Origin of the sequence: Clostridium porci (genome assembly GCF_009696375.1) — a bacterium.
Classification (GTDB): domain Bacteria; phylum Bacillota; class Clostridia; order Lachnospirales; family Lachnospiraceae; genus Enterocloster; species Enterocloster porci.
Map to the genome: position 1 here is coordinate 37,878 of NZ_VUMD01000021.1, position 16,415 is coordinate 54,292.

Consider the following 16,415-nt stretch of genomic DNA (forward strand, 5'->3'; position numbering starts at 1 on the left):
TGCGTATCGCTTATTCATGGCAATCTCGTTCAGAATGGCTGCCTGGCAGGTGCTTTCTACCTGATAAACCATTCTCTTTTCGTTTTCAGTCAAATTCATGGGATGAGCTCCTTTCTGAAAATAGGTATAAAAAAACGCCATAGGAATTTAATAGCCTATGGCGTTTTTTTATAAAGTTTATAATTCGACAAAAATCTGATTTTCTACTTTTATATTGATTGGTACAAGATTTCGATATTGAGCTAAAATATCGTCATACAAAATTCCAGGATATTTTGGAATCTCTACTGTAATGGCAACAAAATATTTCATGGGGGTAGTTCCAGCAATATCTCTGTTCATTCCATGAAGTATGAAAAATGGATTGTTCAAAGAAGACGTTCTCATAGTAATAGTCTTTTTGGTTACAGTATCCCATTTCAAATGTTGTGATCGCAGTTCATCTTCACTCAAAAATTGCTTTGGCGGTTTGGAGATTGGAAGATCGGAACGACTATATCCTAAATCATATAGTTCTTTTTCTGCATCAGTCCCAGCAAAGGCTGCTTTTTGCTTTCTACCCTGTATTGTGTTTTTGAAATAATTATAATGTTTATCATGCGGATAAAAATAATCTTCTACACAATTACAAGTATAAGAGTCAACATCATTTGGGTTTAATTCAGATAAAGTTGAAAGAGTCCATGTTATATTAGCGTTACATTTAAGTCCATTTATATCTGGGAGAAGAATAGGGAGTTGTATATTTTGTTTAGGGGCTATATTTCCTTCATATAAAACAACAACTTTATTGTCTTCACAGTTTAGGATATTTGTAACATCATCAACACAGAATCCGAATCCTATTTCTTCAATGCTATATTCATCTGAATCTTCTGCTGTGTGAATAAGTAGTGTTTTAGCCATATGCTGAGAGATTTCAGAAGATAATGCCATCATTTTTCCTAGCTTACCAGTAACAATAGGAGAGGAAAAACTGGTTCCACATTCTACAGTTGCTTTATTTGGTATAGTGCTAATTAAAACAGCTGGATTTTCTGGTGATCCTCCAAATTCCAAGACATCAGGCTTTACTTTACATCCTTCGCGTCCAGGGCCAATGCAACTATAACTAGCCCTTACTTTTTCTCCATTTCTGTCAAATGTATAAGCACCAATTCCTAACCCATTAACTAAGTCTGCGGGTGCTTGTATCCTATTAAAAGGATAGGGTAAATCCCCATCATTTCCAACAGCAACACAAAATAGTGGATGATGAGGAAGCATGGAAAGCCTATCCAATGCATAGGTAAAACGGCTAATATCATCATCAACAATTGCACCTCGAGGACCGAAAGATAAATTATATAATGCAGTTTCTGTATGGTTATGCACGATTTGTTCTATTTGATCGATTGCAGGATACAGTCCGCTATCTTCTATAGGATTTCCAGTTTGCTGTTGTGGCAATACTCTATATGAGTCAACAGAAACAATCGGCGTTTCAAGCTGTTCAGTTGATGATTTATAATTTAACAACCCATATAAAACAGCACCGCAAACTGCAGTTCCGTGTGCAATAAGTGCTGGATGTCCAGTGATAGGTGTCAGTTCATGTGCGGTGACAAAATCTTTTAAGTGAGGTAATGTCGAGTCAGCACCACCATCAAAAACACCTATTCGCATTTGAGGAGTTCCTTTGTATAATGGTGGAACTGGTGCGTCAAAAAAAGAGCTGCCACGCATATTTGGTATGTTGAGTTCCCCTAAAGGATGAATGGTTCTTAATGGGTTAAACTTTGCCAATCGTTCTAATGTTTCGTGATCACATACGGCTACACAAAATAAAGGACCATTTTCATAACCAGATATTTTGTATTTATCTGCTTCTAAATCTAAAAGGGTTAAGAATTGTTGCATAGCAAAAGCGTCATTCCATATAAATGGATGTAAAACAATTTCAACTAATCCGCTATCCCAAGTACCTGAGAAACCTGAAATTTTTTCTGTAGAATCGAGCAAATCAATTGTTCGAATAGTTGAAATTTGATTTTGCCAGGTAACAGTGTTATCTTTTTGACCAGACTCCAATATGTATTTTAGGTTTTCTAATCCCCGATCACTGGTTTTTGCAAAATATAATTTCGATTTAACCAGACCTTCTTCAGACTTTGAAATTACATATTTACGTCCTCCGATAGGAGTAATACCATCCACCGATAAAAGCATATCAGGTGAATAAGATTTAGCTTCAAATTTAGGTTCCATACGGATACAGACGACTTTTTCTTGTAAAAAAATCTCGTCATTTCTTTGGACTTCTTCTTGAATAGAAGTAATATCCTTGATTAAAGCTAGCTTATTTTCGTGATAAGTATGGGGGAGTTTTTGCGGTCCTCCATAGTAACGCTTTTCAATATCTTTTACATATAGTTCTCCGCGTCCTAAAATTGGATGTTTGTTACTCATTTGATGCACCTCCATTCTGCAAATAACGACTTACAGATGTTGCTGGAATCTTTGTTATTTTTGATATATCACGTATGCTTAAAGAAGGATCCACCTCTCGAAGCAAGTTGCAAAGTTCTATCTTTTGCGTTTTGCTGTCGCAAGAATTCAAACAAAATTCTTCAAAAACAATTAAATCTGAATTACTCCCAGCTAAAACAATTTTTCTTTTAACGTGTGTACATAGTTTGCCAATATCAGCAGCACTAATATGGGCAGTTTGTTGTAGTGCAAAAGAAAGGGCTTTGGGCGATAGCATATCATAATACTTGCCTAAGTATCTTTGTAATAATAGTTTGCGTTCACCTATTTCTGGAGTTTTAAATGTGATTGTTCGATCAAAACGTCTCCATATAGCTTTGTCTAATAAATCGGGATGGTTGGTTGCTGCAATAATTATGCTTTGACTTGGCCATGTTTCTAATTCTTTTAGTAAGACATTAACTAATCGTTTTAATTCTCCTAAGTCTGAAGCGTCATCTCTGCGTTTGGCAATTGCGTCAATCTCATCTAAAAGTAAAATTGATGGAAACGACTTTGCATAATCAAAAATATGTTTAATATTTTGACCTGAGCGACCAAGATAACTTGAAATAGAAGTAGCTAAGTCCATTGTTATTAAGGGTAAATTTAATTTGTAAGAAAGCCATTTTGCAGAATAAGTTTTTCCTACGCCCGGCTCGCCAATAAAAAGTAAACTATTGGGTGGAGTAATGTCTTCAATAAGCAGTTTCTCGATTTCTGTTCTTTCGAGTATGAAATTGTTTAGTTCCTCCATGGTTTCTGTTGATAATATCGGAGGGTCAATTTCTAAAGGTTCTTCTGCTTTGCAAAGAGTAAAGCGAGTTTCTCTATCGATTGGAACTGGTTGTACATCGACAGATCTTATAGCAGAAGCACCATTTCGGGAGTAAGTTAAAGATTGAGAAATTTCCTGAGCAATATTGGGTTGCTTTTTTTTATATAACTTAACCAACATAGTAGAAATTTCTTCAACTAATCTTCGGTCATTATCTAAACATGCCCGTACTAGTTTTGGTACTAATTCATCACTGTTCATCATTTCACCTCATAAATGCTATTTTGGTACAGATAAATTATACTACAAATACAATGCAAATTCAATTAAAATGTTCCAAAATAAAAAATATATTAAAAATGGAACACGAAAACAATGGAAAATAAAACGCCATAGGAATTTAATAGCCTATGGCGTTGAGGGACTGTATTCTGTTATATATCTAATTTATCTAACCATTCGTCAAAGGACTTCTTTGAAATCCTGATTGTATTGCCTATGCGAACAATTTTGAAGTGCCCCTCTTTCGTAAGGTTGTAAGCGGATGTTCTGCCGATATTCAGCATTTTGGCAATATCTTCAACGGTATAAGTTCTGTCTTCACAATTTGACATACTACCTCCTACGGGGTAAAATATCTATAAACAGATATTACCCTTGCTATTTGGGATATGGTTTGGTTACTATATTCTTGCTAAGAATTTGCTAATTGTACATTACATAATGGGGGCAAAAATCGTAGAATGAGATGTAGTGCCATGTCAAACATGACGACCGGAAAGACCCATAAAATCAAGGTTTTTCTTGCATGAGAAGTTATGTAGTCGGTAACCGCACGAGGTGGTAAGCCATACTCCTAAGCGGAAGGCCAGCGGTTCGAATCCGCTCAGGAACACCAGTACGCAATGCCGAAAGCCTTGATTTATCAGGTTTTCGGCTTTCCTTATTCCTGCGGCTTTCTTGGCTTTTTTGCAAAAAACCTCGGTTTGCTAACATTTGCTAACGAGATTTTGCCTTTTGCTAAGAAAGGCGGTAAGTCAGAGGTTCGAGTTTTTCCAAAAGAGCTTGCAAACATTTGTTAGCAGAAATCAGAGGGATTTGCAAACAAAATCGTGAATTTGCTAACATCGCTCAAAAATGCCTTCAGAACCTTGCTAACAAAAAAAGTGTTTGGTCACTGTGCTATGTGGTTCAAAAGAAGAAAACCTCTCACAAAGTGAGAGGCGTTCTTCTGAGGGAGGGACTTTATAAAGCCTTTGCCAGCTGCTTGAGCAGTGCGGCAGTTTCGGGATTTTTAAGCAGTTCCAGTATCTTCGCTGCATCACTTTCATTACTTTCAGTGACGGCAGTATCCGCAGTTTCTGGCTCTGTATTTTCAACAGGATCAGGAGTCTTGGAGGAATAAAAAGCTTCCTCCAATCGTTGAGCATTTATGCACCGATCCTCGTCGATGATGTGAGAATAGACATCCGCAACCATTTTTACCTGAGCATGACCGGAGTCGCCCTGGACTGATTTCATATCGCCGCCATTGAGTTTCAGCTTGTAGGTGATGCTGGAGTGGCGGAGAGAATGGAACACAACATGAGGCAGTCCGTTTTCTTTGATAAGTTTATTGAAAGCACGGTTAATCACCTGGCTTTCCATCGGACGGCCATTGCTGGAGCAAAAGGCCAGGTTATTGTCGATGTATTCATCTCCAAACAGATCCATCAGCTCATCAATTTCTTTTTTTCTCTCTACCAGCATATAGGCAACTGTTTTCGGCAAGTACACGCGGCGAATACTGGTTTTAGTTTTAGGCTCTTTCAGAACCAGAGCAGTATGGGTACTGGCTATGCAAGGTGGAAACTTCTTGATAACACCTTGTTTTTTAGTTCGATATAGGTTTTCTGATATTCTGTTATTTGAGTATCCTTCCATCAATCCCACCAGAAATACCAGACGGTGGATTGGTGTATAGTATCAGCCAAAGTGCCAATACTTGCATTTTGGTCCAAATCAGGACAAAAACCGTATTGTTCCACCGCTACATCCATGGTCTTCTTCTTGGGGACAGGAGCGGGGAGCAGGAACTCCAGCTCATCGTGGCTCATGGCGGCAGGTACCGCGCCATACTGCTCGAACCAGTATTTCGCCACTGCCATTAGCTCCAGCGTGTCAGGACATTCATTCCAGTTTCCGAAGGGCAGGTAGGCGAAGATCTCCCAGGGGTTCTTTACCGGAATTTTAGCCAGAATTAGCGGAACGGTCATATTGGTATCAGAATCCCAATAACTTGCGAAGCGGTCGTTGTTGATACCGCCGTCTATCTCACCAATAATTTCTTCCTCCCAGTCCATATCATCATCCTCGGCTTCTTCTTTGCTCTGCCCGGTCAATTCCTCCAGAGCCGCCTTTCCGTCCTTGACGGGAGCGGAGAGCATCTTCTTCCGGTACTCCTCCACAGCTTTGGGGTCAAATTCATAGCAGTCTGCATCGTTTTCCGGGTCGGCATTCATCACCAGACACTCCAACAGAGTTTCATCCGGCTTGATGAGAACAGGAATAAAGTCCTCCCGCACTCCCAGCCGCCGGGCGTAGCTGTATGCTGACATGATGGGATCATCATCTGCCATAGACGGGAAATAGGTACACTCACAGTCCAGATACTCCATGATGGTCTGGGCTACCTCGGAAGGCTCCAGCGTATCCTCGTCAAAGTCCTGCCCCTGCCAGTTGATAAAGCGTTTTTCGATGACCTTGGCCATGGTCTGATAGTATTTCTCATCAAATGGGATAAATAAATATGCCTCCTGTTGAAATTCATTGGAGTGATACCGAGACGGACCAAAATATTTCAGGGCATAGTCATCAATGCCGGCAGGATAATAGGGCGCATCATTTTCTCCATAGTAATGATGGGCAAAGGCACGGCCTTTCTGGTTGAACAGAGCCGAAAATAGACAGCCGAATAATTCCTCCCGGATGAATGTTCGTAGGTCTGTGTTGCCTGGATCGGCTTTGACCTGGTTTACCACCTCGCCATGCTCCGCCAGGAATTTCCCGCCCATCAAGTCATGCTCCATGCACCAGCGCAAATAAATCGCCATGTGATTGTAGGCGTTGATGGGGTCAATGGGAAACTCCTTCTCCTCAATGCTCTCAATATGATAGGAAACATCATCCATTCCTATACTATCCTCATCATTCTCTGTCTCTTCTTCAGTAGACTCATAGGAAATCTTCAGCGTCATCTGCTCCTCCGGCAGAGAGACGCCGGGGTTACGGGTGATAGTGTGCTTATCGTCCGCAGAAAAGCTGATAGTCTCGCCATCCTTCAGCGTAACATCGCACGCCAGCACATAGGAGGCAAGGCTTGCCAAGAAGTCCCGCAGTTCTTCCGGCTCGGCGTCAGCGTTCAACACTTCCATTTCGTCCTTGCCAAACACATCCATGCCGTAGGTGTAACCGTTCAAGCCACCCTCGCTCCGGTACAGGCCGAACCATACCCAGTTGAAGATGGGAAGTTCGTCCTCTTTCATCATATCGGCGAATCCCTCGTAGAAGCGGGGCTCAAATACCACGCCGCTGGTGTAGACACCGGTAGCATATTTTTGCTTGCAGCACACTGCCATCGCCTTAGTGAACAGCTTGCCCCGCTCCAGCAGTTTTTTCTCCACGTCCAACACAGCCACCATGATATGTGCCTTGTGCGTTTTGGCCGCCTCTACGGCCTCTGGCCACATATAGTTGTTTTCGGCGTTGCTCTCCGCTTCATTGTCCGGGATGTGACCGTGAAAGAGTGTCACAATCAGCATACATTTTAGTGACAGCAGGTCACCGCCTTCAATTATAAAACGGCGCCCGGTAAATAATTACCGGACGCCGCAGACTGTAGACAAAGCGGCTCTGGGATGCAAATCCCAGAGCCGTTTATCAAAACATTACTTTCTGAACTGGTCAATAATGACAGCAACCAGGATGATAGCGCCCATTGCCACCGTCTGCCAGTATGAAGAAACGCCCAGTAAGCTGAGGGCATTGTTGATAATACCGATTACAAACAGACCGACCACGGTCTGAGGGATTCCGCCGCGTCCGCCGGACATGCTGGTTCCGCCCATGGCTACGGCCGCAATGGCATTTAGCTCATAGCCTGTTGCCGCTGTCGCCTGTCCGTTTTGAAGCTTGGAGGCCAGCACAAGTCCTGCTAAGGCTGCCAAAATACCGGAAATCACGTAAACAGAAAACCGGGTCATGGTTACATTGATACCGGTCAGCTTCGCAACCTCCTTATTGCTTCCCACTGCATAGATATAACGGCCGAAGCATGTTTTAGAGAGCACCAGATAGGAGAGCCCAATTACAATAACCATTAATACAATTGATACGGGAATAACTCCGATGCTGCGAAGTCCCACCCATCCGAAGCTGTCCGGCAGGCCAAACACTGGTTTGGCATCGGTAAATACGTAAGCAAGTCCCCTGGCTGCATTCATCATGGCCAGTGTGGCAATAAAAGGCGGAACGTTCAACTTGGCAATACAAAAACCGTTGATAGAACCGCAGATTGTTCCGACCACAACTGCTGTTACCAGTATCACAGCAATACATGCCGCAATACCGGCATCCGGCATCTGCTTAATCAGGCTGGCTCCGGCCACACCTGCGATTGCTGCCACAGAGCCTACGGAAAGGTCAATTCCGTCTGAGAGGATGACAAATGTCATACCGCAGGCAATCAGGGCATTAATTGACACCTGAATCAAAATATTCATCAGATTGCCGCCCGTGGCGAACCGAGGCACCCCGATCATACAGGCAGCAAACAGAATTACTGCAAAAAATAACATTGTATTATTAACAGCAAACGCTTTCACTTTGCTTTGTGTTACTTGACTGCTCATTTACTTTTCCTCCTGATTCGTTCCCTTGCTGGCAAACTGCATAACCCGTTCTTCCGTAGCTTCATCCTGGTCGAGGAATCCGGTTACCACTCCTTCCCGCATAACCATAATGCGGTTTGAGCATCCAATGATTTCAGGAAGCTCCGAGGATACAAGAATGATACTTCCCCCGTTTTCAACAAACTCCTTCATCAAAGCGTAAATCTCCGATTTTGCATTGACATCAATTCCCCTGGTCGGCTCATCCATGATTAGAATCCGTGACTTGGCCAGCAGCCATTTGGCAATGACCACCTTCTGCTGGTTTCCTCCCGAAAGATTCTTAAGCAGCGCCAGCTCCGACGGTGTCTTAATCCTCAGCTTTTCTATATATGACACTGACTCCTGCTTTTCCCAGCCAAAGTTGATAAACCCATGGTTGGAGTTGGCAAAAAGCGATGCCAGTGATGTGTTTTCCTTTACATTTTTCTCCAGTAAAAGGCCCTGCCCCCTTCTGTCTTCAGGGATTAGGCCAAGTCCTTTTTTAATTGTATCCTTGGGCGTTTTCGCCTTGTATGGCTTTCCATCCATCAGGCACTCCCCGCTGTCATAAGGATCCGCTCCAAAGGCAGCCCGCATGACCTCTGTGCGCCCTGCGCCAATCAGACCGGCCACTCCCAGGATTTCTCCCTTATAGAGCTTAAATGACACATTGTTAAACATTCCGGCTCTCGTTAAGTTCCGGACTTCAAATACGATTTCCTTTGTTTTTGGCGGCTCCGGTTTAAAATAATAGTTGGAAATCTCGCGTCCCACCATCATTGCCACCATTTTATCCTCTGTCACCTCACTGACCGGTACGGTATCCACCAGCGTTCCGTCGCGAAGAACCGTCAGCGTGTCTCCCATCTCCAAAATTTCTTTTAACCGGTGGGAAATATAAATGATAGCTACATTCTCGCTTTTCAGCTTTCTCATTACCTTGAAAAGCGCCTGTACCTCATGATCGGAGAGGGAACTGGTCGGCTCGTCCATAATAACCATCCTGCTGTTCTGGGATACCGCCCGGACGATTTCCACCATCTGCTTTGCCCCGTTATTTAAGTCCCTGATATACGCCTTTGGATCAATATCAATTTCAATAGCTTCCATCAGTTCCTTTGTCTCACGGATCATACGGGCTGCATCGACAAACCCGCCGCTCTTTAATTCCCGTCCCAAAAAGACATTTTCATAAACCCTCAGATCATCAATCACGCTTAATTCCTGATGGATGACGCTGATTCCGAACTTCCGGGCCTGCCTGATATTGGTCAGATGCTCGTTTTTCCCCTCTATTAATACCTCGCCCTCATCCGGCTGGTAAATTCCTGAAATCATTTTAATGATCGTTGATTTTCCTGCTCCGTTTTCTCCAAGCAGGACATGAACCTTCCCGCGGTAAAAAGGGATGGAAATATCCTCCAGAACCTTCACACCCGGAAATGATTTGCTGATATGTTTTAATTCAACAAACGGTGTTTCCTGGACTCCCTGCATCATTCGTTCCCCTTTCTTATCAGAGGGCGCCTCCATGGCTGTCACCAGTCAAAGTCGGCGCCCCCCGGCAATCAGACAATGCTTTCTGTCTGTTTTAATTATTGTGCATTCTCAGCATCGATCATATAAGGGGAGATGAGGATTTCTGCCTCTGGTGTTGCTCCTTCCAGATATGATTTTACAGTGCTCAGTGTGGTCTTTCCAATTGCTACCGGATCCTGAGCAACATCAGCCACCCAGCTGCCGCCTTTTTTGATTTCAGCAATGCCTTCCGGATTTCCGTCGTAACCAATGATCTTTGTATCTGCGCCTGCTGCCGTGATGGAAGATAATGCGCCGATGGCTGCCGGATCGCCTACACAGAAAACAACATCAAGCTGATCATGCTTTAACAGCATATTCTGCATTACGTCAGCCGCTTTCTGCTGGTCGCCGGAATAATTCTGAATATCCACTACCTGGATATCCGGTGCATTGGCCTCCAGATAACCGGTAAATCCTGTTTCACGATCCACACAGCTCTCAATCTCAGAATAAGTAATGACTGCTGCTGTTCCTTTTTTCTCTGTCAGAATCTTTTCAACCAGGTACTGTGCTGCCAACTCGCCGCCCTTTTTATTATCGGTTGCAATATGGCTTACTGCCTGACCGTCAGATTTAATATCCATGGTAAATACAGGAATGTTCTGAGCCTCTGCCAGCTCAATCATGGATTTGGAACCGGCTGAATTGGTTGGCGCAATTACAATGGCATCAACACTCTTGGTAATAAAGTCCTGAACCTGGCTTAACTGTTTGTTGGCATCTCCGGCAGCATCCTGCACATCCAGAGTCCATCCGTACTCAGCCGCCTGCTCTTCCATGGCTGCCTGGATATTGTTAAAAAATACATGTGTGCTGTTTAACAGGCTGACACCAACTGTGATATCTTCTGCCGTCTTTGCTTCAGCCCCGCCTGTAGCTTCTGCTGCCTCTGCTTCTGCTGCTTTGGTTGTTTCTGCTGCCTTCGTTGTTTCTGCTGTCTTACTTCCGCTGGAGCAGGCTGTCAGCGATACCGCCATCATAGCTGCCATAGCAAGCGCCATCATTTTTCTCATTGTTTTTTTCCTCCTTGATTGCATTAATATAGTTATTATGTGAACCCGGAGCTTTTCCCCAGGATTACGCCCACTGCTCTTACCCTTCTCTTCCCTGGCAGTTTAACACCTCAAGCTTGTGAAGCACCAGCTTCTTTACAGCCTCTCTGCCGGCTGCCCCATATTTCTTTGGATCATAGGTATCCGGATTCTCCTTTAAGTACGCCTTTACGCCTTTGGAGAAAGCGTCTCTCAGCTCTGTTGCAAAATTCACCTTGCAAATTCCAAGTCCTGTTGCCCTCTTTACGTCTTCGTCCGGAATACCGGATGCCCCGTGAAGCACGATGGGAATTGAAACTCTTTTTCTTGTCTCTTCCAATATATCAAACCGCAGTTTTGGATCACCTTTATAAAATCCATGGGCATTACCGATCCCCACCGCCAATGAATCCACACCTGTCCGCTCTGCAAATTCTCCGGCCTGTTCAGGATCTGTATATGCCTTTTCGCTGTCCTTTACCTCGTGGTTATCTTCCTTGCCGCCCACGGTTCCCAACTCTCCCTCTACCGGGATTCCCATAGCATGGGCCATCTCGGCCACTCTTCGGGAAAGTGTTACATTGGTTTCAAATTCCTCTTTAGAGCCATCGATCATGACAGAGGTGTATCCGGCTTTTAATGCCCTTGCTGCCATTTCAAAGCTGTTGCCGTGATCCAGGTGAAGTGCAACCGGGACAGAAACCTTTTGGGCCGCTGCGGCGCACATCCCATAGAACATCTCGGGATCTGCATAATTTAAAGTCCCTGGCGTGGTCTGGATGATAACAGGCGCCTTCATCTCCTCAGCCGCCTCAATCACAGCCTGAACCATCTCCATATTTTCTGCATTAAAGGCGCCCACTGCATAACCTTCCCGCTGCGCCTTCAGAAGCATTTCTTTCGTTGTCATCAATGCCATTTTTATTTCCTCCTGTCAAACCTCTACAATACGGACTTTGGAAAGCATGGCCTCCATATCCTCTTTTTCACAAAGCTGTGTCCCCGGATGCAAAAGGGAACCTGTGGCGCAGGCCACTGCATGGCGCAAAAGATCTGTCTCATTCATTCCCTTTTCAATTGCATAACAAAAGCCTGCCACCATAGAATCTCCGGCTCCCTGTATTCCTTTAATATCTACTGTGAGCGGTTCTGCCACATAGACATGCTCTTTGCTTACAAGCACTGCGCCTTGGCTGCCTCTTGAGACACAGACATAGGTTACTCCTTCCTCTATCACCTTCCTTGCCGTCCGGATAATGTCATCCAGATTCTGTACCGCCACCCCGTAGGTGGCGCCCAGCTCGTCCTGATTAGGTTTGATCAGGAACGGCTTTGCCTTAATCCCCTTTTTAAGAAGCTCTCCGGACGCATCCAGAATAGTTTTCAGTCCCTTTTTTCCTGCCTCTTCTATGATTCTTTCATAGATATCTTCTGGAACGCCCGGAGGAACAGAACCATCTACCACAATAACTGACGCCAGATCCATCTGGGTATATAAAAGCTTCAAAAAGCTGTCCACATTCCCCGCTGTTACTGCCGAGCCCCGCTCATTAAACTCGCTCATAACAGAGGTGGCGCAATCAAAGATTTTAACATTGACTCTTAAGCTTCCCTCCACTGGCTCCAGCTTATAACGGCAGCCAAGCCGGTCTAAAAATCCGGTCAGCTTCTTTGTGTCCTCCTGATAATCAAAGCCGGTAGCCAGATTTTCAATTCCCAGGCGCTGTAAAACAAGATTTACGTTGATTCCCTTGCCGGAAATATCGTTTCTCGTCATCAGTACCTTATTAGTCCCGCCATATTGAAATTTTTCAACTTCAATGGTTCTGTCCACACAAGGGTTTAAAGTTACAGTTATAACCATTCTTTCCTCCTGCAGCGTTCGGAAAACGCTGTCGCCGGTTGTTCCGGCTTTTATATATTTTATTTATTCTCACAAATCCACTCATGCATAGAGCGGAATATGATCCAGACGGAGGTTGCCCCCGCATCCTGTAAGCCTATGGCTTTTTCTCCAAAATATCTGGCTCTGCCGAACCGGGCCTTTACTGTCTTTGTATATTCAACACCGTCCCTGGCTCCCTGCTCCGCCTTCCTAAGTCCCTCTTTCATCGTATCCCCGGCTTCTGCCGCTGCCTTTAGTCCATTTACCGCCGGCTCTAATGCATCCACCATGGTCTTGTCTCCGACCCTGGCGCGGCCTCTCTGTTTCAGCGCCTCTAACGCTTGGGAAAAGATCTCATAAAAATCAGTTATTCCGACTGCTTCATGATGCTCCCGCCTGGTCAGTCCGCTGAGAAATACCGTTCCAAACAGAACTCCCGACGCACCGCCCATGGTATCCAGCAGCGTAGTTCCCACGAACTGCAGCACATCCTCTGCAAAAACCGGTTCAAACCCGGGAAGCGCTTTTGCCACCTCGCAGAATCCGCGCTTCATGCCTGTTCCATGATCCCCATCTCCGATTTTTAAATCGATCTCCGTCAAATACGGCTCATTCTCTACAATTTTTTCTGCTACATAGAGCATCATGGATTTTAACTCTTCTCTATTTAAGGTACGGCTGTCCGTCTTCTGTCCTTCCACATTTTGGTTCTCCCGGCGCTGCACTGCCGGCTTCCCTTCAGCCTCTGCCGCATCCGGCCTCTTTGTGCTGCCATAAAAGCTCTTTGTGCCTGTCCGGCCAGCTTCTGTTTTATGTACTACCTTTCCCTTCTTAAAAAGCGGAGAATCAGCCGGCTGGTCATAATACCTTCTGTATGCTTCATCCATTCTTAAAAAGGTCAGTGAAAAACCGCCCGCCCCCTGGGTCGGAAAGAGAGAATCCACATAGGAATCATAGACCTTTATTCCCTTTTCCTCTAATAGTTCAAGGCATTTTCTCATTAATGTGTAGGATTCCAGGACTGTAGTGGCCTTATACGGATTTAAAAATACGGCTATCTCCTCTCCTGGTTCCAGATTCATATCTTCCTGAAGCATCTGAACCATCCGCTCCATTACCTCATCCGCTGTGGAGAGAGCAGTTCGTTCTATTCCTTTCTCCCCGTTAAAGCCCATACCATACTCCATTTCGCCGTCTGGAAGCTCGTAAGCCGGCTGTCCTGTCTCCAGAATATAGGCCGGTGAGGTTGTGACGCTGACCGTATAAATATTCTTGTTTGCCATACTGGCGATTTCATACACTTCTTCAAGGCTAAGACCTGCCTCAGAAGCGGCGGCGGCGATCTTCACTATCAGGGAGACGCCTGCGATTCCCCTGCGCTCTTCCCGCTGTGTTTTTTCTGCCGATGTGATGTCATCTGATACGTAAATCTGTCTCGTATGGATTCCCTCCATCTCTGCCAAACCTGCAACAAGCTCAAAATTCAGCACATCTCCGGCATGGTTTGTGGCAATACATAAAACACCTTTTTCATTCGGAACATAACGGATTGCATTCAAAATTGATTTTGCCGTGGGAGCAGCAAAAACATTTCCCAGGGAGCATGCATCTGCCAGTCCTTCTCCCACGTATCCGATGGGCCACGGCTCGTTTCCTCCTCCTGCTCCGATGACGATTGAAACCTTATCCTTCTCATTTTTATTGAGAAGCACATGATATCCGTCCAGCTTGCAAAAACGATCCGGATAGCTTGCAATATAGCCTGCCAGCATCTCGTCTACTACCTGTTCCGGGTTATTAAGCAATCGGTTCATTTTCATGCTCCCTCCTATTTATTAACATGCTCCGTACTAATCTCTTCTGAAAATGCCCTGTAATGGGATAAATTTTCCTTCTCATGCTTTGTGGCCACCATCATATAAAGACAATCCACCAAAACAAGCTGTGCCACATTTTCGCTGGATGGCTCGTAAAGCTTCCCCATCTTGTCCGAGGCGTAATCATAGGCACTGAACAACACATAATCAGAATATTGAGCCAGCGGTGAATCCTTTACACTGGTAATTCCCACCACGGTAACGCCTCTGCGTTTGGCGCGCTTTACGCCCTCCACTACAGACTTGCTTTGTCCAAAATTGCTGACTGCGATTAAAAGATCCCCTTCCTTTAAAATAGAAGTGATATTCACAATCTCATGGGAATCGCAAAAATCCACAATATAATAGCCAATACGGTACAATCTCGACACCAGAGCCTCCGTTGTGATCTTGGAGCGGCCTACTCCGATGGCCACGATCCGGTTTGCTTTGTCAATTAAATTTGCAACCGGCTCCAAAATGTCAAAATCCATCATATTCCAGGTGTCTTCCAATTCCCGGATGCTTTTTGAAAAAATTGTTTTGCTGACTTCGTAGGGTGATTTTCCTATCGCTTCACCGTTATATACCAGCCTGTCCTTTTCTTCCGGTTTTTCATTCACATTCTTTTCTTCCGTCACTGCCATTTTCAAACGGAATTCATTAAAATTCTTATATCCCAGAAGTTTTACGAAACGGCTGACCGATGCAGTGCTGACTCCGCTTTTTTCTGCAAAATCGCTGGCTTTCAGATAGATAATATCATTCTCTGATGATATTACATAATCGGCAATTCTGCGCATAGCTTCGTTCATTTGGGGATAGCGGCTTTTAATCTCAATTAATACTGGTGATGACATATACATTTCCTCTTCTTTTGTAATATAAATGGATTCGATATTTAACCGCTTCATTATACCATGTTTCTGGCGGAATTTAACACACAACTTTTCTGCGGTGAACGCAGAACCTGTTCATTTCCGCCATACTTACAGTCCTCATTTTTGTTTTGTATTTTTATTTCGTGTTTTTTTGTTTCAAAAAATTAAATTTCACAAAATTTAGTTTTAGTATAAATCGGAGCAATCCTTTTGTCAATATCAAATTATATTTTCTATTTTAAGTTTATTGTATACATTTACTCATCTCAAGCTATTTTCTCTTATCCTCCCTCTCTGTTTTCCCTACTTTTTTCTATTTGTTTAAAACTATTTCAGCACTTTAACAGACAGAAATCAAATAATAATATGTATTTACCTATCATTGGAGATTTAGTTAAGCAGGTGAGGACGCCGCCGGTACGGACCATGTCCGGTGTGCGAAAACCTCCGCTTGAGTTTTCCGTCCCCGGCGAAAATCTGCCCCGGGGAAGTAGGCGGAATCAATTCTGGAGGGGACATGGAAGCCCATCCGTGCTTAATGAGGTTTTTTCGAATTTAGCACGGCTATGCGCTTCGAAGAGTGCAAACGGTCCCCGTAAGAATTCATTCCGGCCGGATTTCCCCCTCACAACAACCTCCAATCGGGGACGGAAGACTTAGACAGCCCCCCCTCACCACACCGGACATGGTCCGTTCCGGACGCGTCCTCCTAACCTCCGTTAAATCTCCATCATACCGCCAACCCGCATCACCACAGCGTCGCCGCTGTTCTCATTCTTCTGGCTTTAGCCAGTTGAGCACGTCACCGTTCCTGAGGCCAGGAACGGTGACGTGCGAAACAGAAAACCACCTGCTTTGTGAAGTTGTAAGATAAATGTAGACACATGGGAAACCACCATGTTGTCTACATTTTCTTTGTGCTAAAATAAGAGATGAGCAAAACGTTATGATTTATAGTTGAACATTGGCAGTTATCTTTGCAATT

The 16,415-nt window shown here is 44.3% G+C and carries 12 protein-coding genes and 1 pseudogene; 1 reads left to right on the top strand and 12 read right to left on the bottom strand.

Features of this window, described 5'->3' with window-relative positions; all coding sequences use genetic code 11:
• Positions 1-177: 177 nt before the first annotated feature.
• The 3 genes from FYJ39_RS17610 to FYJ39_RS17620 form a co-directional block, all read right to left on the bottom strand.
• Positions 178-2,448 carry a S8 family peptidase gene (locus FYJ39_RS17610; RefSeq protein ID WP_195840473.1) on the bottom strand — a complete coding sequence of 757 codons (2,271 nt, stop codon included), beginning with the start codon at positions 2,446-2,448 and terminating at the stop codon, positions 178-180.
• Positions 2,441-3,550, bottom strand: coding sequence for an AAA family ATPase (locus FYJ39_RS17615; protein ID WP_118035138.1), 1,110 nt, complete (start codon positions 3,548-3,550; stop codon positions 2,441-2,443). The genes FYJ39_RS17610 and FYJ39_RS17615 overlap by 8 nt, the downstream gene beginning before the upstream one ends.
• Before the next feature lie 170 nt (positions 3,551-3,720).
• Positions 3,721-3,900, bottom strand: a complete 180-nt coding sequence (locus FYJ39_RS17620; RefSeq protein ID WP_154473720.1) for a helix-turn-helix domain-containing protein — start codon at positions 3,898-3,900, stop codon at positions 3,721-3,723.
• A gap of 291 nt (positions 3,901-4,191) precedes the next feature.
• Between FYJ39_RS17620 and FYJ39_RS17625 the strand changes: the two genes are divergently transcribed.
• A complete protein-coding gene (locus tag FYJ39_RS17625) occupies positions 4,192-4,368 on the top strand; it encodes a hypothetical protein (RefSeq protein WP_154473721.1) in 177 nt (58 codons plus the stop codon).
• Between the two features lie 163 nt (positions 4,369-4,531).
• Here FYJ39_RS17625 and FYJ39_RS17630 read toward each other — a convergent pair whose 3' ends face one another.
• From FYJ39_RS17630 to FYJ39_RS17670, 9 genes and pseudogenes are all read right to left on the bottom strand, one after another.
• Positions 4,532-5,209: a site-specific integrase gene (locus FYJ39_RS17630; RefSeq protein ID WP_456236697.1), complete on the bottom strand. Its 678-nt coding sequence runs from the start codon at positions 5,207-5,209 to the stop codon at positions 4,532-4,534.
• Positions 5,209-6,942: pseudogene (locus tag FYJ39_RS17635) on the bottom strand (DUF7832 domain-containing protein); the annotation flags it as partial. The pseudogene FYJ39_RS17635 and the gene FYJ39_RS17630, both read right to left, overlap by 1 nt.
• Before the next feature lie 270 nt (positions 6,943-7,212).
• Positions 7,213-8,175, bottom strand: a complete 963-nt coding sequence (locus FYJ39_RS17640) for an ABC transporter permease (RefSeq protein ID WP_003498296.1) — start codon at positions 8,173-8,175, stop codon at positions 7,213-7,215.
• Entirely contained in the window at positions 8,176-9,696 is a 1,521-nt protein-coding gene (locus FYJ39_RS17645) for a sugar ABC transporter ATP-binding protein (RefSeq protein WP_330362892.1), read from the bottom strand.
• A gap of 95 nt (positions 9,697-9,791) precedes the next feature.
• A complete protein-coding gene (locus tag FYJ39_RS17650) occupies positions 9,792-10,790 on the bottom strand; it encodes a substrate-binding domain-containing protein (RefSeq protein ID WP_154473722.1) in 999 nt (332 codons plus the stop codon).
• Positions 10,791-10,869: 79 nt separating this feature from the next.
• The gene (fba, locus tag FYJ39_RS17655; protein ID WP_154473723.1) at positions 10,870-11,727 is read right to left on the bottom strand and encodes a class II fructose-1,6-bisphosphate aldolase; all 858 of its coding nucleotides are present in this window, start codon (positions 11,725-11,727) and stop codon (positions 10,870-10,872) included.
• Positions 11,728-11,742: 15 nt separating this feature from the next.
• Positions 11,743-12,672: a 1-phosphofructokinase gene (gene pfkB, locus FYJ39_RS17660; RefSeq protein ID WP_154473724.1), complete on the bottom strand. Its 930-nt coding sequence runs from the start codon at positions 12,670-12,672 to the stop codon at positions 11,743-11,745.
• A gap of 59 nt (positions 12,673-12,731) precedes the next feature.
• Positions 12,732-14,507, bottom strand: a complete 1,776-nt coding sequence (dhaL, locus tag FYJ39_RS17665) for a dihydroxyacetone kinase subunit DhaL (RefSeq protein ID WP_235919880.1) — start codon at positions 14,505-14,507, stop codon at positions 12,732-12,734.
• 14 nt (positions 14,508-14,521) lie between these two features.
• Positions 14,522-15,409, bottom strand: a complete 888-nt coding sequence (locus FYJ39_RS17670; protein ID WP_235919881.1) for a MurR/RpiR family transcriptional regulator — start codon at positions 15,407-15,409, stop codon at positions 14,522-14,524.
• Positions 15,410-16,415: the final 1,006 nt, after the last annotated feature.